Annotated in this window: 18 protein-coding genes; 7 read left to right on the top strand and 11 right to left on the bottom strand. The window is 75.0% G+C overall.

Going from position 1 to position 18,752, the window contains the following annotated elements; all coding sequences use genetic code 11:
- Positions 1 to 29 precede the first annotated feature (29 nt).
- On the bottom strand, positions 30 to 467 hold the full coding sequence (locus WA788_RS20635) for a hypothetical protein (RefSeq protein ID WP_335979445.1): 438 nt from the start codon (positions 465 to 467) through the stop codon (positions 30 to 32).
- Positions 468 to 622: 155 nt separating this feature from the next.
- On the opposite strand from WA788_RS20635, the gene WA788_RS20630 reads away from it, so the two are divergent.
- Positions 623 to 1,708 (top strand): LacI family DNA-binding transcriptional regulator, encoded by a 1,086-nt coding sequence (locus WA788_RS20630; protein ID WP_335979443.1) that lies wholly within the window; start codon positions 623 to 625, stop codon positions 1,706 to 1,708.
- A 151-nt stretch (positions 1,709 to 1,859) separates the two neighbouring features.
- On the opposite strand, the gene WA788_RS20625 is transcribed toward WA788_RS20630, so the two are convergent.
- Positions 1,860 to 3,581, bottom strand: coding sequence for a penicillin-binding transpeptidase domain-containing protein (locus WA788_RS20625; protein WP_335979442.1), 1,722 nt, complete (start codon positions 3,579 to 3,581; stop codon positions 1,860 to 1,862).
- Positions 3,582 to 4,060: 479 nt separating this feature from the next.
- Here WA788_RS20625 and WA788_RS20620 point away from each other — a divergent pair, with 479 nt between their 5' ends.
- Positions 4,061 to 5,785 carry a carboxylesterase/lipase family protein gene (locus WA788_RS20620; RefSeq protein WP_335979441.1) on the top strand — a complete coding sequence of 575 codons (1,725 nt, stop codon included), beginning with the start codon at positions 4,061 to 4,063 and terminating at the stop codon, positions 5,783 to 5,785.
- 67 nt (positions 5,786 to 5,852) lie between these two features.
- On the opposite strand, the gene WA788_RS20615 is transcribed toward WA788_RS20620, so the two are convergent.
- The 3 genes from WA788_RS20615 to WA788_RS20605 all read right to left on the bottom strand — a co-directional run bounded on the left by WA788_RS20615 (position 5,853) and on the right by WA788_RS20605 (position 8,824).
- Complete coding sequence (locus WA788_RS20615; RefSeq protein ID WP_335979439.1) at positions 5,853 to 6,587, bottom strand: dienelactone hydrolase family protein; 735 nt, start codon at positions 6,585 to 6,587, stop codon at positions 5,853 to 5,855.
- 182 nt (positions 6,588 to 6,769) lie between these two features.
- On the bottom strand, positions 6,770 to 7,219 hold the full coding sequence (locus tag WA788_RS20610; protein WP_335979437.1) for an SRPBCC family protein: 450 nt from the start codon (positions 7,217 to 7,219) through the stop codon (positions 6,770 to 6,772).
- Positions 7,220 to 7,258: 39 nt separating this feature from the next.
- Positions 7,259 to 8,824 (bottom strand): SDR family NAD(P)-dependent oxidoreductase, encoded by a 1,566-nt coding sequence (locus WA788_RS20605; RefSeq protein ID WP_335979434.1) that lies wholly within the window; start codon positions 8,822 to 8,824, stop codon positions 7,259 to 7,261.
- 215 nt (positions 8,825 to 9,039) lie between these two features.
- Between WA788_RS20605 and fahA the strand changes: the two genes are divergently transcribed.
- Positions 9,040 to 10,278: a fumarylacetoacetase gene (gene fahA / locus WA788_RS20600; protein ID WP_335979432.1), complete on the top strand. Its 1,239-nt coding sequence runs from the start codon at positions 9,040 to 9,042 to the stop codon at positions 10,276 to 10,278.
- Between the two features lie 45 nt (positions 10,279 to 10,323).
- Here the strand turns inward: fahA and WA788_RS20595 are convergent, their stop codons facing one another.
- The gene (locus WA788_RS20595; RefSeq protein WP_335979603.1) at positions 10,324 to 11,169 is read right to left on the bottom strand and encodes a UbiA family prenyltransferase; all 846 of its coding nucleotides are present in this window, start codon (positions 11,167 to 11,169) and stop codon (positions 10,324 to 10,326) included.
- Positions 11,170 to 11,303: 134 nt separating this feature from the next.
- Between WA788_RS20595 and WA788_RS20590 the strand changes: the two genes are divergently transcribed.
- From WA788_RS20590 to WA788_RS20580, 3 genes are read left to right on the top strand one after another with little or no spacing between them, the layout of a single operon-like run.
- A complete protein-coding gene (locus tag WA788_RS20590) occupies positions 11,304 to 12,377 on the top strand; it encodes a type III polyketide synthase (protein WP_335979430.1) in 1,074 nt (357 codons plus the stop codon).
- 7 nt (positions 12,378 to 12,384) lie between these two features.
- On the top strand, positions 12,385 to 12,945 hold the full coding sequence (locus tag WA788_RS20585) for an isoprenylcysteine carboxyl methyltransferase family protein (RefSeq protein ID WP_335979429.1): 561 nt from the start codon (positions 12,385 to 12,387) through the stop codon (positions 12,943 to 12,945).
- Positions 12,942 to 13,958 carry an NAD(P)/FAD-dependent oxidoreductase gene (locus tag WA788_RS20580; protein ID WP_335979427.1) on the top strand — a complete coding sequence of 339 codons (1,017 nt, stop codon included), beginning with the start codon at positions 12,942 to 12,944 and terminating at the stop codon, positions 13,956 to 13,958. The genes WA788_RS20585 and WA788_RS20580 overlap by 4 nt, the downstream gene beginning before the upstream one ends.
- 41 nt (positions 13,959 to 13,999) lie before the next feature.
- Here the strand turns inward: WA788_RS20580 and WA788_RS20575 are convergent, their stop codons facing one another.
- From WA788_RS20575 to WA788_RS20565, 3 genes are read right to left on the bottom strand one after another with little or no spacing between them, the layout of a single operon-like run.
- On the bottom strand, positions 14,000 to 14,647 hold the full coding sequence (locus tag WA788_RS20575) for a DUF6529 family protein (protein WP_335979425.1): 648 nt from the start codon (positions 14,645 to 14,647) through the stop codon (positions 14,000 to 14,002).
- Complete coding sequence (locus WA788_RS20570) at positions 14,605 to 15,177, bottom strand: COG4315 family predicted lipoprotein (protein ID WP_335979423.1); 573 nt, start codon at positions 15,175 to 15,177, stop codon at positions 14,605 to 14,607. Before WA788_RS20570 ends, WA788_RS20575 begins: the two co-directional genes overlap by 43 nt.
- Positions 15,178 to 15,211: 34 nt before the next feature.
- On the bottom strand, positions 15,212 to 15,430 hold the full coding sequence (locus WA788_RS20565) for a hypothetical protein (protein WP_335979422.1): 219 nt from the start codon (positions 15,428 to 15,430) through the stop codon (positions 15,212 to 15,214).
- Positions 15,431 to 15,446: 16 nt separating this feature from the next.
- On the opposite strand from WA788_RS20565, the gene msrA reads away from it, so the two are divergent.
- Entirely contained in the window at positions 15,447 to 15,962 is a 516-nt protein-coding gene (gene msrA / locus WA788_RS20560) for a peptide-methionine (S)-S-oxide reductase MsrA (RefSeq protein WP_335979421.1), read from the top strand.
- A 103-nt stretch (positions 15,963 to 16,065) separates the two neighbouring features.
- On the opposite strand, the gene WA788_RS20555 is transcribed toward msrA, so the two are convergent.
- Both WA788_RS20555 and WA788_RS20550 read right to left on the bottom strand, forming a co-directional pair.
- Positions 16,066 to 16,917, bottom strand: a complete 852-nt coding sequence (locus tag WA788_RS20555; RefSeq protein WP_335979418.1) for a discoidin domain-containing protein — start codon at positions 16,915 to 16,917, stop codon at positions 16,066 to 16,068.
- A gap of 15 nt (positions 16,918 to 16,932) precedes the next feature.
- Positions 16,933 to 18,531, bottom strand: a complete 1,599-nt coding sequence (locus tag WA788_RS20550) for an alkaline phosphatase D family protein (RefSeq protein ID WP_335979416.1) — start codon at positions 18,529 to 18,531, stop codon at positions 16,933 to 16,935.
- Positions 18,532 to 18,752 lie beyond the last annotated feature (221 nt).

Raw genomic sequence — 18,752 nt, 5'->3', positions numbered from 1 at the left:
GGGCCCGGGCGGTACGGAGGCCGGGCCGGTCAGGCGGGAGGGGGCGGCGGGGTGCCCAGGGTGAGGGCGCCGTTGATGTCGCGGGCCTGGACGAAGGGGGCGTTCTGGGTGCCGCCGTCGATCGTGTTGTGGACCACGCTGATCGGGGCGGCCGCGGGCGGGGCGCCCAACTCCGCCAGGAGCGCCCGCAGTTCGGCGGCCGCCGCCGGGTCGGCGCGCAGGACGCGGCGCAGCCGGGCCCGCCACTCCTCTTCGACGTCGGCCGCGGTGCCGGTGTCGCCGGACTGCCGGGCGGTCACCACTTCGGTACGGGCTGCGTCGAGTTGGCCGTCGACCGCGGTGCCGTCGCCGCCGCGGGCGAAGAAGGCGGCGAGCCGGCCGCGGACGTGGCTCCACCCGTCCTGGACCATGAGCTGCACCAGCGTGGTCGCGCCGGACGCCGCAAGCGCGGTGAGTTCCGCCTCCACCTGTGCCTCCCCCGTCTCCCAGGTGCCCCGCGCCTCCCACCGTAGGGCACCTGTGCGCGCCGCCGCCGCGGGTTCGCGATACTGCTCCGGCAGGGCGGGCGCGTAAGGCGAAGGCGCGTGAGGCGAAGGCGCGTGAGGCGAAGGGCAGGGGAACGATGGCGCGGGACACGTCGCGGGAGGCGCGGGAGGCGGCACCCGACGACGCGGGCGGCGCGGGCGGGCTGGCCCGGGTGGCCGCGGAGGCGGGCGTGTCCGTGTCGACCGTCTCGAAGGTGCTGCACGGCCGCTCGGACGTCGCCTCGCGCACCCGGGCGCGGGTGCAGCGGCTGCTGGAGCAGCACGGGTACGGTGCCGCGCCGCGCGGGCGGGCGGTGCCGACCGCGCTCGCCCCGGGCGGCCTGATCGACTTCGTGATAGGGGAGTTGGACGGCCCCTGGGCGGCCCAGTTGGTGCGCGGCGCCGAAGCGGCCCTGCACGCGGTCGGGATGGGCCTGGTCGTCTCGGCGACCCACGAGCGCGAGGGCGGCCCGGCCCGCAACTGGCTGGACGCGCTGGCCGAGCGGCCGACCCGCGGCGCGATCCTGGTCGTCCCGTCGCTGACGAAGGAGCACCGGGCCGAACTCGCCCGGCTGGGGCTGCCGTTCGCGCTGATCGCACCGGCCGAGGAACCGCCGCCGGGCGTGCCCTGGGTGGGGGCCACCAACTGGCCGGGCGGCCTCGCGGCGACCCGGCACCTGGTACGGCTGGGCCACCGCAGGATCGCGGTGATCGGCGGCCCGCCGGACCGGTTGGCCTCGCGCGCCCGGGTCGACGGGTACCGCTCGGCGCTGGAGGAGGCCGGGCTGCCCTACGACCCGGCGCTGGTCCGCTACGGCGACTTCTCCCGCGGCCCGGCGTACGACCACGCGCTCGACCTGCTGCGGCTGCCGGACCGGCCGACCGCGATCTTCGCCGGGAGCGACCAGCAGGCGCTGAGCACGTACCGCGCCGCGGACCGCCTGGGGTTGCGGGTCCCTACGGACCTGAGCGTCGTCGGGTTCGACGACCTCGACTTCGCGGACTGGGTCACGCCGCGGCTGACCACCGTCCGCACCCCGCTGCCGGAGATGGCGGCGGTCGCCACCCGCATGGTGCTCACGCTGCTGGCCGGGCAGGCGCCCGAGACCACGCGGGTGGAGGTGGCGAGCGAACTCGTCGTCCGCGACAGCACCGCGCCGCCGCCGCGGGCGCCGGGGAGCTGACGGTCGGGGTGCGCTGCGGACCGGGGCGCGGGCGCATCGCCGACGAACCGGTCGGCGCCTTCCGGGTGTCGGGCTCCCACGGCGCCGTCGACCGCGGGCCCGTGTGCGGACCGGAACGACCGCACCTCCGCGTCCACGGCCGGCGGGGCCGTCAGGACGCCCGCAGCACCTGCGCCACGATCGGGCCCGCCGAGGTGTTGCCGAACCCCGCGTCGTGGACGACCGCGGCGACCGCGACCCGGCCGGCGAACGCGGTGAACCAGCCGTTGGTGGCGGCCTGCCCGTCGACCTCCGCGGAGCCGGTCTTCGCCCCGGAGTCCGGCCCGAAGCCGCTCATCACGCCGGTGGCGGTGCCGTTGGTGATCGCGCCGCGCATCAGCTCCCGCAGGTCGCCCGACACGCGCGAGCCGACGCCGGCCGCGGTGATGCGTCCGTTGATCATCCCGGCGGCCACGATCCGCGGCTCGTGGAAGCTGCCGGTGGCCGCGGTCGCGGCGACCGACGCCATGATCAGCGGGTTCGCCACCACCCGGCCCTGCCCGATCATCTCCGAGGTCAGCTCGTCGGCGCCGGTGCCGTCGGGGAAGCCCGGCTGGTCGTCGGGCGTGGCGGTGCCGATGTTCCACGGCTGGGTGAGGCCGAACTGTGCGGCGGTGTCGCGCAGTCCGTTCGCGCCGAGCTTGGGCGCCTGCGTGATGAAGCCGGTGTTGCAGGAGTTGGCGAAGTCCCAGAGCAGGTCGGCGTTCGCGTTGTGCAGGCTCGGCGAGTCGTTGTGGTACATCCGGCCGTTCTGCACGTTGTCCGTGCTGTTGCAGGGCGCCGCGGAGCCCGTGCCCATGCCGCGTTCGATCAGCGCGGCGGACGTCACGATCTTCATCGTGGAGCCGGGGGCGTCGGCGCCCTGCAACGCGATGTCGGTGCCGCTCGGGTCGCTGTTGGCCACGGCCAGGATGGTGCCGTCATCGATGTCCAGCGCGGTGACGCCCGCGCCGTTCTTGCCCTTCACCGCCTTCTCCGCGGCCGCCTGCACACCCGCGTCCAGCGTCGTCCGCAGCTTCTTGTCCGTGCCCTTGCGCAGGACCTTCAGCACCTTGCCCTGTGTCCCGTCGCTGTGCTGCACATACGTCTCCAGGCCCGCGGTGCCGCCCTTGACCTGGTCGCCGTGGCGGGACTTGAGGTCCTCGATGATCCTGGCCAGCGACGGGTAGGCGGCGGCGGTGAGCGCCTTCCCGTTCCGGTCGGTCACGTCGATCGCGGGTGCCCCGCCCGTGCCCGTGACGATCGAGTCGCCCTCCCCCAGCTCCGGGTTGATGACGGACGGCTGCCAGGTGACGACCGGTGCGCCGGTGCTGTCGTGGTCCACCGCCAGCGACGAGGCGTACGTCCAGGTGGTGGCGACGCCGTCGGCGGACAGGTGGGCGGTGACCGTGAAGTCGGCTTGGCCGCCGCCCGCGGGGGTGGCGGTGGCCGGGGCGGCCGGGGCCGTCGTGGCGGCCGTCGCCGTCGCGCCCGCCGTCGCGCCCGCCGGGGTCGCGGTGACCGTCGGGACGATGCCGCTGATCGCCAACGACGTGACGTGGCCCTGGCTGCGGAAGCCGGTGAGGGCCGTCGTGGCGGTCTGCGGCGAGTCCGTCAGCGCCGCCGCCTTCGCGATCTCGCCCCCGGACCACGCGGTCAGGAACTTGCCCGCCGTGTCCGCGACCTGCTTCGCCGTCAACGGCCCCGGTGTCGCGGCCGCCGTGGACCCGCTGTGCCCGCCCCCCGAACCGTCCAGCGCCGTGTACACGTTGTAGGCCCCGTACCCGGCCACGCCGAACATCCCCGCACACACGACGCCTATGACGCCGATCTTCACGCCTCTCGCAACGGGCACGGCCCGCTCCCCCCTTGTGTCTGTGAACGCCCCCGCGCGCCCCCACTGCGACGCGCGCGCCCAGCATAGGGCGCCTGGCCAGGCGCCCGGCCCCCGCACACCGCCGCCCGGCGGCGAACCGGTGAAAACACGGCGAACCCCCGGCGAACTCCGTCCCGTTGGACCGGGTAATCCGCCGCGGGAACACGGCGGCGCATTCGCGCCCGGCATCTTCTTTCCACCTGAACGCACTCTTGATAAAGTCGCGCCGAGATCCCCCGCCGCCGATTAACCGGAACGTCACGCACACGTGTTCCCGGTGAAACTCCGACGCCTCCGGTACGTCAATGCGCCGCGCGGCCGAGGCCGTTGGTAGGCGCGTCATCGCCGCGGCGCCGGCATGTCACGCCGTATTGTCACATTCCCGTGTTCCCGCGTTCCCGTATTCCCGCATTCGATCCGTTCCCGCATTCGACCCACTCCGCGATGGAAGTCCACGAATGATGAGATCTGTTCAGTCCGTCTTGCGGCGGTTCCGGCTGTTCGGTCCGGTCGCGCTCACCCTGCTCCTGATAGCCGGCAGCGGTTTCTTCGCCGGCTCGGCGGGAGGGGCGGCCTCCGCCGCCGACGCCGTCTCGGCCGCCGACGCCTCCGCCACCGCCACCACGTCCGCTGTCTCCTGTACGGCCGGTACGACGGTGCGGCCCGCCGCCGGCCCGCTCTGCGGCATCGACAAGGACGCGACCCGGAGCTATCTCGGCGTGCCGTACGCCGCCGCGCCCGTGGGCGACCTGCGCTGGCAGGCACCCCAGCCGCGTACCCCCTGGACCAGCGTGTTCAGCGCCGTGCGGGAGGGCGCCGCGTGCCCGCAGCCGGTCGTGGAGGGGGAGGCGCCGCCGGCCGTGATGAGCGAGGACTGCCTGAACCTCGACATCCAGGAGCCGACGACCGCCGCGCCGGGCGCGAAGCTGCCGGTGATCGTCGACATCCACTTCGGCGGGTTCCTCCTCGCCAACCCGCTGGACAACTCCGAGATCGCCTCGAACGGCCACGCGGTGGTCGTGTCCATCAACTACCGCCTCGGCATCCTCGGCTTCCTCGCGGACAAGTCCCTCGGCGCGCATTCGGGCGACTACGGCCTCCAGGACCAGTACATGGCGCTGCGCTGGGTGCGGCAGAACATCGCGGCTTTCGGGGGCGACCCGGAAAACGTCACGCTGGAGGGCTCGTCGGCCGGCGGGGCCAGTGTGTGCGCCGCCATGGCGTCGCCCGAGGCGAAGGGGCTGTTCCAAAAGGGAATCAGCGAGAGCGGGTTCTACAACTACAACGACGACACCATCTGGTGGACCGCGGACTGCAAGTCCGACCTTCCCACCGAGGCGCAGGCGCAGGAACTCGGCGCCTCGTTCGCGGCGAAGGTGGGGTGCGGGTCGTCCGGCGACGTGGCGGCCTGCCTGCGGGCCGTGCCCGAGGACACGCTCGTCACCGCGGCGGGACAGCTCTTCACGCCGACCGTCGGCGGTGCGATCGGTCCCATCGTCAACGGCACGACGCTGCCGGTGTCGCCGGCCCAGGCGTTCGCCACCGGGCGGATCAACCAGGCGAGCCTGGTCATCGGGGTGGCCCGCGACGAGATCAACGGCAGCATCTACCAGCCGTCGGTGCTCGCCACCACCCCGGCGCAGTACAAGGCCCTGCTCACCCAGCAGTTCGGGGACAGCACCGCCGCGGTCATGGCCCGCTACCCGCTGGCGCGCTACCCCGACTCCTCCCCGCTGATCGCCTACCGGACGGTCATGGCCGACGCCTTCAGCGTCTGCCCGTCCCTCCGCGCGGCGGCCGAACTGGCCCGGCACACCACCGTGTTCTCCTACGTCTTCGACGACACCGACGCGCTGTCCCCCAACGGGGGCTACCCGCTCGGCTCGCCCCACAGCGGCCAGGTCGTCTACCTCTCCCCCGACTTCTTCGAACCCCCGGCCGTCCAGTTCGACCCCGACCAGGCCGCGTTCCGCGACCAGCTCGTCGCCCAGTGGTCCGGCTTCGCCCGCACCGGCAACCCGACCGTCGACGGCGCCCCCGCCTGGTCGCCCTTCCGCAACACCTCCGGCGCCACCGGCGGGCTCGTCATGGACCTGGCCCCGGCCGGGGACAGCGTCCTCACCCCCGCCTCCGTCCTGGCCCAGCAGCACAACTGCGGCTTCTGGCAGCAGACGAACGGCTAGGCAGGCAGCCGCCGTTGCCCCGGCCGGCCGTCACGCGCGGCCGGCCGGGGCAACGGCCCGGGGGCGGTCAGGGCGTCCGGAGGGTGCGGGCCAGGAGGGGGAGCAGGCGGGTCCAGTGGCGTCGCAGCCCGGCAGGGTCGAAGGAGTCGGTGTCGGACATGGTGAAGCCGTGGACGGTGCCGGGGTAGACCTCGGAGGTGGAGGCGATGCCGGCGGCTGCCAGGTTCCGGTCGAACTCGGCGAGGGCGTCCGGCGTCATGTCGCCCTCGGCGTGGCCGAAGTGGACCTCGGCGGTCAGCCGGGCGAGATCGTCGGGCCCGACGGCGCCCACGGGTGCGTGGAACGCGGCGACGGCGGCCACCTGGTCCGGGTGGGCCACGGCGGTGCGCAGCGCCAGCAATCCGCCGACGCAGTAGCCGGTCACCGCGACCGGCCCGGCGGCGACCTCGGGCCGCGCGGCGAGGTACCGCAGGTACGCCTCCGCGTCGCTCAGGACGCGGTCGGTGGTGTGCGCCTTGATCAGCGGCATCACCTGCGCGAACACCGCGGGCCGGGTCTCCGCCCCGATATACGCGGGCAGTTCGACCACCGGCGTCGGGCCGTGGCGGTAGAAGTAGTTCGGCACCAGCACGTAGTACCCGTGCCCGGCCAACTCCTCGGCCAACTCCCGCACCACCGGCCGGATACCGAACCCGTCGGCGTACATCAGCACCCCGGGGTGCCGCCCGCCGCCCTCCGGCAGCGCCGCGAACCCGTCGGCCACCCCGTCCGCCGTCGGAACGTGCACCGTCTTGATGGACATCAGCTCTCCTGTCGTCGTCGATCCTCCACACCCCTGACCAACGCGACGAAGGCGGCCCCCGCCCGGCGCTCAGAACACCCCCGGGTCACCCATCCGTGCATGGCGCGACGCCGTCCCGGTCCTCATACCCCCGGAGCATACCCAACGGCCGCTTCCGCGGCGGACGGCAGCGTGAGCCGGTGTCAGGCGGGGGTGGTGAGGAGGGTGGTGAGGGCGCGGGTGAAGAGGGGGCGGGCGGTGAGGGTGGTGGGGCGGGCGAAGAGGGGGTCGGGGAGGCCCCGGACGCGGAGGTCCTCGCGCCAGCGGACGTGGGTGCCGGGGCTGGTGGGCGAGGGGCGGACGGAGAGTTCGGCCCAGCCGAGGACGACCCGGCCGGTCTTGACCAGGCGGCAGTGTCCGCGGCCGTCGGCGCCGGGCGGCTGCCACTCCTCGACGCGCATGGGGTCGGCGAAGGAGAGCGGGCCGAGGCCGGTGCGGGCGACGAAGACGGTGCCGGCGCCGGACGGGGGCGGGGTGAGCACCTCGATCCGGGTCAGCGGCACCGTGGCGGTGTGGCGTTCCCAGGCGGTCAGGCGCCGCCACGCCTCGTCCGGCGGGAGGTCGGTGGTGCGTTCGACGGTGAAGAGGGCCACCCGGCAAGGGTAGGGCGCGCGCTCACACCGCCCGGGCCCTCACCACGCCGAGGGGCGGTAGTCCTTCAGGAAGCAGCCGTAGAGGTCCTCGCCGCGCTCGCCGCGCACCACGGGGTCGTACACGCGGGCGGCGCCGTCGACGAGGTCGAGCGGGGCGTGGAAGCCCTCGGCGGCGAGCCGCACCTTGTCCGGGTGCGGCCGCTCGTCGGTGATCCAGCCGGTGTCGACCGCGGTCATGAGGATGCCGTCGGTCTCCAGCATCTCCTGCGCGCTGGTGCGGGTGAGCATGTTGAGCGCGGCCTTGGCCATGTTGGTGTGGGGGTGGCCTGGGCCCTTGTAGCCGCGGCTGAACTGCCCCTCCATGGCGGAGACGTTCACGACGTACTTGCGCCGGGCGGTGGCCGCCGCCATGGCCGGCCGCAGCCGGCTGATGAGGACGAACGGCGCGGTGACGTTGCAGAGCTGGACCTCGAGCAGTTCGACGGGGTCCACCTCGCCGACGGTCTGCACCCAGGTGTTGCTGGCGTCGAGGTCCGGTACGAGCCCGCCCGCGTCGATCGCGGTGCCCGCCGCGATCCGGGCGAGCGAGGCGGAGCCGCTGACCAGGGCGAGGCCGGTGACGTCGTCGGGGGTGAGCAGTTCACCGCGCGGTGAGGGCAGCGCGGCGGCGGTCTGCGCGCCCGACCCGAAGGCGCCGAGCACCTCGGAGGCGGGCAGCTCCCCGGCGGGCAGCGGCGCGCTCTCGGCGGCGACCAGCTCGCTGTAGGCGCGCGGCGAGCGGCGTACGGTCTGGGCGGCGTTGTTGATGAGGATGTCCAGCGGCCCGTCGGCGGCGACGGAGTCGGCGAGCGCGACCACCTGAGCCGGGTCGCGCAGGTCGATCCCGACGATCTTCAGCCGGTGCAGCCAGTCCGCGCTGTCCGGCATCGCCTTGAAGCGGCGGATCGCGTCGTTCGGGAAGCGCGTGGTGATCGTCGTGTGGGCGCCGTCGCGCAGCAGCCGCAGCGCGATGTACATGCCGATCTTGGCCCGGCCGCCGGTGAGCAGCGCGCGCCGCCCGGTCAGGTCGGTGCGGGAGTCGCGGCGGGCCCGGTTCTCGGCCGCGCACGGCGGGCACAGCTGGTGGTAGAAGGCGTCGACCTCGACGTAGCGGGTCTTGCACACGTAGCAGGAGCGGGGCCGCTCCAGGATGCCGGCGAGCTCGGTGCTCACGGAGGTGGCGAGCTGGATGCCGAGGGTCTCGTCGTCGATGCGGTCGGCGGCGCCGGTGGCGGTGGCCTCGGTGACGGCCTTGTCGTTGGCGGTCTTGGCGGCCCGGCGCTCCTGGCGGCGGCGCTGCTTGACCGTGCGGTAGATCCCGGCGGTGGCGCGGCGTACGGCGATCGCGTCGGGGTGGTCGACCGGGAGGTCGTCCAGCTCGGCGAGGACGGCCAGGCACAGCGCGAGGCGCTCGGGGTCGATCCCGGGGACGTCCGAGGGGTCGGCCGGGGGCACGACAGCGGCAGCGGCAGCGGCAGCGGCAGGGTCGCCGTCGTCGGGCAGGCCCTCGCCGCCGTGGGCCGGGTCCGGCCCGGGCCCGTACAGGTCCTGCGTGGTCGCCGTCATGAAACCGCTGCTCTCCGTGTGATCCCCATGGGTGCCGGGTTCTGCGCCCCGCCCACCCGTGGGGCGAACTTTACGTTTGCCGCCCGGGCAGCTCCAAACCCGATTGCCGCCCCGCCCCGCGCCGCCCCCGATACCCTCGGGACGTTTCCGTGATCATCGCGACCACGGCACCGCCCGCACCGCACCAGCCGCACCCGCACCCCCGTGGAGGTCCGTTGAGCCCCGCCGACCCGTTCGACCTCCCGCACGACGCGCCCTACGGCGTGCACAACCTCCCGTACGGCGTCTTCAGCACCCCCGCCGACCCCACCCGCCGCCGTCTCGGCGTGCGCTACGGCGACCACGTCTTGGACGCCGGCGCCGCCGCCCGCGCCACCGGCGCCCCGACCGACCTCGCGGACCTGCTGGCCGCGCCGTCACTCGGCCCGCTGCTCGCCGCGGGCCGCCCCGCCTGGACGACGGTGCGCGCCGCCCTCACCTCCTGGCTGACCGCACCGGAGCACCGCGCCGCCGTCGCGCCCTGCCTGCTGCCGCTGACGGACACGGTGCCGCACCTGCCGTTCGAGGTCGCGGACTACGTCGACTTCTACGCCTCGGAGCACCACGCCTCGAACGTCGGGCGGATCTTCCGCCCGGGCGCCGACGCGCTGCCGCCGAACTGGAAGCACCTGCCGATCGGCTACCACGGCCGGGCGGGCACCGTGGTGGTGTCCGGCACCGACGTCGTACGGCCCTGCGGGCAGCGCCGGGAGCCCGGCGAGCAGGAGCCGTCGTACGGGCCCTCGGTACGGCTGGACATCGAGGCGGAGGTCGGCTTCGTGGTCGGCACGCCCTCGGCGCGGGGCGAGCGGGTCGCGCTCGCCGACGCCGACGACCACGTCTTCGGGCTGTGCCTGCTCAACGACTGGTCCGCGCGGGACATCCAGGCGTGGGAGTACGTCCCGCTGGGGCCGATGCTCGGCAAGTCCTTCGCCACGTCGGTGTCGGCGTGGGTGACGCCGCTGGACGCGCTGCGGTACGCGCGCACCGACCCGCCGCCGCGCGACCCGGCCCCGCTGCCCTACCTCGACGACCGCGCCGCGCCCGTCCCCTACGGCCTGGACCTCGCGCTGGAGGTGCGGCTGAACGGGCACGTCGTCGCCCGGCCGCCGTTCGCCGGGATGTACTGGACGTACGCGCAGATGCTCGCCCACCTCACCGTCAACGGCGCCTCGCTGCGCACCGGCGACCTCTTCGGGTCCGGCACCGTCAGCGGGCCGGTGCGCGAGACCCGGGGGGCGCTGATCGAGCTGTCCTGGAACGGCGCGGAGCCGCTGCGGCTGCCCGACGGCACCGAGCGGGCGTTCCTCGAGGACGGCGACGAGGTGGCGATCTCGGCGACCGCGCCGGGCCCGGACGGCGCCCGCCTCGCGCTGGCCGAGGTGCGCGGCCGGGTCCGGCCCGCCCGCCCCTGACCGCGACCGGCGCCGCGACCGTCTCCGGGCCCGGCGCCGCGGCCCTCACGCCAGCGCGCCGCCGTGCGCGAGGAGCAGGACGACCGCGGTGACGGCCATCGCCAGCGTGGTGAGGAAGGGCGCCCGGCTGCCGGTGCCGGCGCCCGCGGTGCGCACCGTGGCGACCGCCAGCCCGCCGGTCACGGCGAGCGCGGCCCACCCGGCCGGGCCGACCGGCCCGGGCGGCCCGAGGACGAGGACGACGGCCGCGGCCAGCAGCGGCACCGGCGCGAGCAGCCGGCTGCGGCGCCGCCCGAGCCGCTGCGGCAGCCCGCGCACCCCCGCGGCCAGGTCCGCGTCGATGTCCGGCAGCACGTTCGTCACATGGGCGCCGACCCCGAGCAGCGCGCCCGCCGCGACCGCCCAGCCCGGCGGGCCGGGGTGCCCGGGCAGGCCGAGCGTCACGAACGCGGGCAGCAGCCCGAACCCAACGGCGTAGGGCAGCCAGGACAGCGCGGTGCGCTTCACGCCCAGGTTGTACGCCCAGGCCGCCGCCACCCCGGCCAGGTGCGCGGCGCCCGCCGCGGCCCCGCACGCCAGCGACGCCACGACGCACACGGCGAGCGCCGCGGCGGCCGCGGCCGCGGCGGTGGCACGCGCCGGCACCCCGGCGGCCAGCGGCTTGTCCGTACGGCCGGCCGCGCGGTCCCGGTCGGCGTCCACCACGTCGTTGCACCAGCCGACCGACAGCTGGCCGCCGAGCACCGCGACCGCGACCAGCACGCACCCGCCCGGGCTCTGCCCGGACGCGGCCGCGAGCGCCGTCACCAGCACGGTCACCGCCGCGGTCGGCTCCGGGTGCGACGCCCTGACCAGGCCCCGCACCGCGCCGCCGCGCACCCTCGCCTCCATTGCCACGTCCGCCACGCTAGGCGGCCCGGCCCCGGCGGCGGCCCCGGCTCGCCGCGCCCGCGACGGGTGGGTCGTCCGGGCGGCTCTCGGTCGCGCCTGGCCGGATTTGCGGTGGTTCTTCCTATGCTGAGGCGATGAGCCGAATCGTGGGCGTCCACGCTGTGCTGCCGCCGCACCGGTACGAGCAGCGCGACATCGCGGACGCCCTCGTGGCGATGGGGGCGGTGGGCGGGCAGGGCCGGGGCGTGCTGGACCGCTTCCACGCGGCCTCGACCGTCAAGTGCCGTTATCTGGCCCTGCCGTTGGAGCAGTACGCCGCCCTGGACGGCTTCGGCGCGGCGAACGCCGCGTACGTCGACGCGGCCACCCGCCTGTCGGAGGAGGCGCTCCGGGGCGCCCTGGCACGCGCGGAGCTCGCCGCCGACGACGTGGAGCTGGTGGTGTCGACGTCGGTGACGGGCCTCGCGGTGCCGTCGGTCGAGGCGCGGCTGGCCGCCCGGTGCGGGCTGTCCCCGCACGTCAGACGGGTGCCGATCTTCGGGCTCGGCTGTGTCGCGGGCGCGGCCGGGCTGGCGCGGGTGCACGACTACCTCGAAGGGCACCCGGCGGGCGTGGCGGTGCTGCTGTGCGTGGAGCTGTGCTCGCTGACGGTCCGCCCCGGCGAGCCGTCCGCGGCGGGCATGGTGGCGAGCGCCCTGTTCGGCGACGGCGCGGCCGCGGTGGTGGCGGTGGGCCGGGACCACCCGGCGGCGCGGGCGGCCCCGCCCGGCCAGGGCCCGTGGACGGTGGCGACCCGCAGCCGCCTCTACCCCGACACCGAGGGGCTGCTCGGCTGGGAGACCACCGACCGCGGCTTCCGGATCGTGCTCGGCCCCGACCTGCCGGACACGGTGCTGCGCCATGTCGGCCCGGAGACACGGGACTTCCTCGCCGGCCACGACCTGAAACCGGTCGACGTCGGCGGCTGGATCTGCCACCCGGGCGGCCCGAAGATGCTGGAGGCGGTCCGGGCCGGCCTCGATCTGCCCGCCCGCGCCCTGGAGCCGTCGTGGCGCTCGCTGGCGAAGGTCGGCAACCTCTCCTCCGCGTCGGTGCTGCACATCCTGCGCGACATCCTCGACGGGCCGCTGCCGCTGGCCGGGACGCCCGGGCTGATGGTGTCGATGGGCCCGGGCTTCAGTTCCGAACTCGTCCTTCTGACCTGGTAGGCCGCTGATGACGTCCTTCGCCCCGCCCGCCCCGTACACCGTGCTGGTGGCGCTGGTCGCCGTCGAGCGACTGGCCGAACTCCTCACCGCGCGGCGCCACACCGCGTGGAGCCGCGCCCGCGGCGGCGTCGAGCACGGCCGCGGCCACTACCCGGCGATGGTGCTGCTGCACACCGGGCTGCTGGCCGGGTGCCTGCTGGAGACCGGGTGGGGCGGGCGGCCGTTCACGCCCGCGCTCGGCTGGCCGATGCTGGTCCTGGTAGTGGCCGCGCAGGCGCTGCGCTGGTGGTGCATCCGCACGCTGGGGCCGCGCTGGAACACCCGGGTGGTCGTGGTGCCGGGGCTGCCGCTGGTGGCGGGCGGACCGTACCGGTGGCTGCGCCACCCCAACTACGTCGCGGTCGTCGTCGAGGGCGCCGCGCTGCCGCTGGTGCACGGCGCGTGGGTCACCGCGCTGTGCTTCACGCTGCTGGACGCGCCGCTGCTCGCGGTCCGGCTGCGCTGCGAGAACGCGGCGCTGGCCGCCGCCCCGGGCGCGGCGCCGGCCGTCGCGGTGGCCGCGCCGTGATCGACCTGCTCGTCGCCGGGGGCGGCCCGGCGGGGCTCGCCACCGCCATCCACGCGGCGCGGGCGGGCCTGGAGGTGGTGGTGGCCGAGCCCCGGCCGGGCCCGGTGGACAAGGCGTGCGGCGAGGGGCTGATGCCCGCGGCCGTGGCGGCGCTGTCCGGGATCGGGGTGGCCGTCGGCGGCCGCCCGCTGCGCGGCATCCGTTATGTCGACGCCCGCCACGCCGCCGAGGCGCACTTCCGGGCCGGGCCCGGCCGGGGCGTACGGCGCACCGAACTGCACGCGGCCCTGGCCCGCCGGGCGGCCGAACTCGGCGTGCCCGTCCTGCCGTTGAAGATCGACGCGGTACGGCAGGGCGCGGACGGGGTGGCCGCCGCGGGCCTCACCGCGCGCTACCTCGCCGCCGCGGACGGCCTGCACTCCCCCATCCGGCGCGCCCTGGGCCTGTCCGGGCCGCCCGGCCCCGCGCCCGCCCGCTACGGCCTGCGGCGGCACTTCGCGGTGCCGCCGTGGAGCGACTGCGTCGAGGTGCACTGGTCCGCCCGCGCGGAGGCGTACGTCACGCCGGTCGGGCCCGACCTGGTCGGGGTCGCCCTGCTGACCTGCGACCGCGCGCCCTTCGACGAGCACCTGGCCGCCTTCCCGGCGCTCACCGCCCGCCTGCCGCCCACCGCGGCGACGGCGGTGCGCGGCGCCGGCCCGCTGCGGCAGCCGGTCCGGGCCCGGGTCGCCGGCCGGGTCCTGCTCGTGGGCGACGCCGCCGGGTACGTCGACGCCCTGACCGGCGAGGGCGTCTCGCTGGCGGTGCGCGGCGCCGCGGAGCTCGTCCGCTGTGTGCGCGCCGGCCGGCCGGAGGCGTACGAACGGGCGTGGTCCGCGATGTCGCGGCGGCACCGCGCCCTGACCACGCTGCTGCTGCGGGCCCGCGGCTGTCCGGGGACGGCGGCCCGGATCGTGCCGGCCGCGGCGCGCTTCCCGGCGCTGTTCGCCGCGGTGGTCAACCGGCTCGCGTGAGGCGGTGACAGCGCGGGCCCCGACTCGTGCGGCCCGGCTGTTCAGCCCGGCGGGAAGACGCTGGAGAAGCCGGGCACGGTGTAGCCGCCCAGTACCCAGAGGGGCGCGGTGTACCAGAGCAGGGCCGCCGTGACGAGCAGCAGCGAGCCCACGGCGGGGAGCAGCACCCCCGGTAGCCGCCTGCTGCGCACCACGATCACCTTCGCCACGAACGCGCCGTAGAAGACGCACCCGGCGAAGGAGTGCAGCGCCGCACGCGCCGAGGTGGTCTCGATGCCGTACGTGACCAGGCAGTGGTAGGCGATCGGCAGCGAGAAAAGGAAGAGCAGGTAGCCGAGCACGCGGTGCCCGGTGCGTACGCGGGCGGGCGCGGCCGGCACCCGGGGGATGCGGCCGGTCATCCACAGCGCGATCCCGTACTGGAGCAGGACGAGGCAGAACAGGGCGCTGCCGAGCCGGGCCTTGAGGTCGATCGCGTCGATGCCGTGCTGCCCGTAGAGCCCGCTGGTGTAGTCGGGGGTGTGCTCCCGGCCGAAGACGTAGAGGCCGGCACCGACGGCGAAAGGCGCCAGGACGGCGAGCACGGCGAGGGCGGCGCGGGCACCCGGCCCGTGCCGCCGCCCGCCGGGCTCGCCGGCCTGCCCGCTCAGCTCGTGACCTGCTTGCCCTGGGCATTCACGACGTACCACAGCGCGCCGAACTGCTTCAGGCCCTGGCCGTTGGTCTGCCCGGGGCTGGTGTCGCCGCTGTAGTAGTAGAGGGGGTGGCCGTTGTAGCTGACCTGGTTGATGCCGCCGGAGCGCTTGGCCACGCCGAGCATCTTCTGGTCGGCGCCCTTGCCGGGTTTGGCGGCGCCCTTGGTGGTCAGCAGCGGCGGCCAGGCCACGGCGCAGGCGCCCGTGCAGGTGGAGACGTTCTTCGTCTTGTCGGCGAGGAAGAGGTAGAGGGTGCGGCCCTTGCCGTCGACGAGGATCGTGCCGAGCTTGCCCGCGCTCTTGGTGGCGACGGTGGCCTGGCCCTTGGCGATCGCGGAGCTGACCGAGGCGGAGGGGCCGGTCGGGGTGGTCGCGGTGGTGGCGCCGCCGTAGCCGCCGGAGCTGTTGGCGCTCGGGGACGAGCCGGCGGCGGAGGTGGCTTTGGTGCTGGAGGAACAGCCGGCCAGTGCGGCGGCGACCAGGGCTGCGGCGGCGCAGGTGGCCACCCGGGCAGTGCGCTTCATCTGAGGGCTCCGAAAGGTGAGCGGGGAGACAGGATCACAGCGTCGCGCCGCGCCGCCCCGGCTCACGTGTCCGGCGCACGCACGCGCCTCCCGCTCCACCCTGACGGCGCATTTCCGTGCGGCCACCGGGGTTCGCGCCGTCGCCGCCATGGCGCACACCCCCGCTGCGCGGCGGCAGCGCGGGCATGGAATCGCGGCGGGCCGGAAAGCGTTCACCTTCGTGCAGGATCGCCGAGAACGCGAGCGAGCTCACGAGTGGGAGGACCGAGATGGCCGCGCAGACGCAGAGGGCCGTACTGGCCGGCGGATGCTTCTGGGGGATGCAGGACCTGATCCGCCGGCAGCCGGGCGTGATCGCGACCCGGGTCGGCTACACCGGTGGCGACGTCCCGAACGCCACCTACCGCAACCACGGCACGCACGCGGAGGCGATCGAGATCCTCTTCGACCCCGAGCGCACCGACTACCGCGCGCTGCTGGAGTTCTTCTTCCAGATCCACGACCCCAGCACGCCCAACCGCCAGGGCAACGACATCGGGCTGAGCTACCGCTCGGCGATCTACTACGTGGACGACGCGCAGAAGGCCGTCGCCGAGGACACCATCGCCGATGTGGACGCCTCGGGGCTGTGGCCGGGCAAGGTCGTCACCGAGGTGGCGCCGGCGGGGCCGTTCTGGGAGGCGGAGCCGGAGCACCAGGACTACCTGGAGCGGTATCCGGAGGGGTACACGTGCCACTTCCCGCGGCCGAACTGGAGGTTGCCGGTGCGGGCGGACCGGGGCTGAGGCCGTAGGGCCGGGGCGCGTGCCGGGGCCTGTCGGTAGGGCGCCGGGGCGTGTCGGCAGGGGCGGGGCCGCCAGGCCCCGCCCCCTTTGCGGCGGTGCGGGGTCAGGACGCGTACGCCTCCAGCTCCGCGACGCGGGAGTAGGTCGGCCCTTCGTTGCTGGCGAGGGTGACCACGCGCAGGGCGGTCGCCGTCTGCGGGGTGAAGGCCGAGGCGGCCTCGGCCGCGGTGTTGTCCCGTACCTGGGCGACGGTCTGCCAGCTGCCGTCGGTCAGCAGTTCCACGTCCCACGCGGACAGGCCGTAGCCGGCCGCGGGGTACTTCGCCGAGTCCAGCGTGTACAGGTCCACCCGGCCGACGGTGGTGGGCTCGTCGAAGGTGACCTGGAGCCAGTCGGGGAAGCTGCCCTTGGTGGCGTCGTTCCAGCCGCCCCCGGCGCCCCACTTCGCGGAGGTCCGGTCGCCGTCCACCGCCCCGCAGGCCGGGTAGTTGGGCAGGTTCTCCGACGACGCGGAGACCTGCATGTAGCGCACCAGGTTCCCCGTGTCGTTGATCGGCGCCGCGTTGACGTGCACCGGCAGGGACAGCTGCTGGTCGCCGGCGTGCACGCTGATCGTGTAGTCGCCCGGCGGCGTCGTACGCGGCGCGGACACGTCGATCTCCACCTTGAGCGTGTAGCCGGGCGGCAGGTAGCTGGAGACCAGCGAGCGGGACACCGTCAGCGGCGCGGGCGCGTCGATGAACGCGTCGGCGTACACCGCGGCGGAGCCCGCGTTGCCGAACTGCAACTGGAAGCCCTGCACGGCGCAGGGCACCGGGTCGACCAGCACCTGGCCGACGTCGGAGCCGAGCGTGAGCTGCTGGCCGGCCGCCGCGGCCCGGCCCGGCGCGAACACCGCGCACAGCAGCACCACGGCGGCCGCGGCCAGCCCGCGCAGCCCCGGCGAAGTCGTCACTCGCATGCTCTCCCCCTACGCCGGGTTGAGGCCGGGGTGCCCGGCCTCGACGGTGAACTTCCTGATCGTGCTGATCGGCGCGCCGAGCTGGTCGATGTACGGCACCGCGCGGTAGGACGCGTGCAGCGCGTGCGGGGTCAGCTCCACCACGATGTAGCCGCGCCGCTCGTTGACGAGCTTCAGGTGCGGGTTGTGGTCCAGGAAGTTCTGGCCGTTGACGGAGACGTCCACGCCGTTGCCGCCGCTGCTGATCGAGGTGCCGACCAGTTCCACGCCGATCGCCGGCGAGTCCGGGTCGTCGAAGTCGCGCTTGATGTCCATCGCGTACGCGGCGTGCACGTCGCCGGTGACCACCACGGGGTTGCGGGCGCGCAGCCCGGCCAGCCCGTCGAGCAGGGCGGTCTGCTCGGCGGTGTAGCCGTCCCAGGCGTCCATGTTGTACGTCGGGGTGCCGCTCGCGTCCAGGTCCATCCGGCTCAGCACGACCTGGTTGGCGAGCAGGTTCCAGGTGGCGTGCGAGGCGCCCATCCCGTCGAGCAGCCAGCGCCGCTGCTGCGCGCCGGCGAAGGTGCGGGCGGTGTCGTCGCGGCCGGGGTTGTCCGGCTTCCACAGGTCGCCGTCGGCCTGGTCGGAGCGGTACTGCCGGGTGTCGAGCACGTTGACCTCGGCGAGCCGGCCGAAGGTGAGGCGGCGGTAGAGCAGGTAGTCCGGGCCCTGCGGCGCGGGGGTGCGCAGCGGCATGTGCTCCCAGTAGGCGCGGTAGGCGCTGGCCCGGCGGACGGTGAAGTCGTCGATGGGGGCGAGGGTCTTGGAGTACAGGCCCGCGTAGTTGTCCTGCACCTCGTGGTCGTCCCAGGTGCCGATCCAGGGCGTGTTCTGGTGGGCGGCTTGCAGGTCGGGGTCGGACTTGTACAGCGCGTACTGGAGCCGGTAGCGGTCGAGGGTGTCGGCCTCGGTGCGGAACTGGTCGGGCACCGGGTCGGCGGTGTTGCGCAGCCCGCCCGCTGCGGAGATGCCGTACTCGTAGATGTAGTCGCCGACGAACAGCACCGCGTCGACCTCCTCGGCGGCGAGGTGGGCGTGCGCGGTGTAGTAGCCGTCGGGCCAGGACTGGCAGGAGGCCACGGCGAAGGTGAGGCGGTCCGGGCGGTCGCCGGGCGCGGGCGCGGTCTTCGTCCGCCCGACCGGGCTGAGGTGGCCGTCGGATCTGAAGCGGTACCAGTAGTGGCGGCCGGGCCGCAGCCCGCGCACGTCGACGTGCACGCTGTAGCTGTACTCGGGCTGCGCGGTGGCGGTCCCGGAGCGCACCACGTGCCGGAACCGCTCGTCGCTGGCGACCTGCCAGCTCACCGGCACCGCGTGGTAGGGCATGCCGCCCAGCGGCTCGTACGGCTGGGGGGCGAGCCGGGTCCAGATGACCACCGCGTCCGGCAGCGGGTCGCCGGAGGCGACACCGAGGGTGAACGGGTCGCCCGGTAACGGCGTGGCGGCGCCCGCCGCTGCCGCGTGCGCCACGTTGACGCCGAAGGCGAGGGCGGTCGCCGCGCCCGTCACGGTGAGGAACCGCCGCCGGGTGTGCCGGGCCGCCTGCGGTGGGAATGCGTCGGATGTCACGTGTGAGGCTCCTTCCAACGTCGGGCGGCCGCCCCGGAAGTTCGGGCGGCCGCCTGTTCATTAGCAAGGTGCCATATGGCCGCCGTACGGCCTCCAGGCGTGCGCAAGATGACCGGAATCCGTCCGAACTCCGCTCCTTCGGGGGTGTTCGCCGGCCCGCACCGGCAAAGGTGCACCCGGCGGGACGGGCCGGCGGGACGCCGGGAGGGACGGGGTGCGGG

Origin of the sequence: Streptomyces sp. CA2R106, from assembly GCF_037034245.1 — a bacterium.
Classification (GTDB): domain Bacteria; phylum Actinomycetota; class Actinomycetes; order Streptomycetales; family Streptomycetaceae; genus Actinacidiphila.
The sequence above is the reverse complement of the archived record's forward strand: the minus strand, read 5'-3'. Positions and strand labels throughout refer to the sequence as shown.

Coding starts and splice junctions, on each gene's coding strand:
- WA788_RS20630 (WP_335979443.1), top strand. CDS start 623: ATGGCGCGGGACACGTCGCGGGAGGCGCGGGAGGCGGCACCCGACGAC.
- WA788_RS20620 (WP_335979441.1), top strand. CDS start 4,061: ATGATGAGATCTGTTCAGTCCGTCTTGCGGCGGTTCCGGCTGTTCGGT.
- WA788_RS20615 (WP_335979439.1), bottom strand. CDS start 6,587: ATGTCCATCAAGACGGTGCACGTTCCGACGGCGGACGGGGTGGCCGAC.
- WA788_RS20605 (WP_335979434.1), bottom strand. CDS start 8,824: ATGACGGCGACCACGCAGGACCTGTACGGGCCCGGGCCGGACCCGGCC.
- WA788_RS20595 (WP_335979603.1), bottom strand. CDS start 11,169: ATGGAGGCGAGGGTGCGCGGCGGCGCGGTGCGGGGCCTGGTCAGGGCG.
- WA788_RS20590 (WP_335979430.1), top strand. CDS start 11,304: ATGAGCCGAATCGTGGGCGTCCACGCTGTGCTGCCGCCGCACCGGTAC.
- WA788_RS20585 (WP_335979429.1), top strand. CDS start 12,385: ATGACGTCCTTCGCCCCGCCCGCCCCGTACACCGTGCTGGTGGCGCTG.
- WA788_RS20570 (WP_335979423.1), bottom strand. CDS start 15,177: ATGAAGCGCACTGCCCGGGTGGCCACCTGCGCCGCCGCAGCCCTGGTC.
- msrA (WP_335979421.1), top strand. CDS start 15,447: ATGGCCGCGCAGACGCAGAGGGCCGTACTGGCCGGCGGATGCTTCTGG.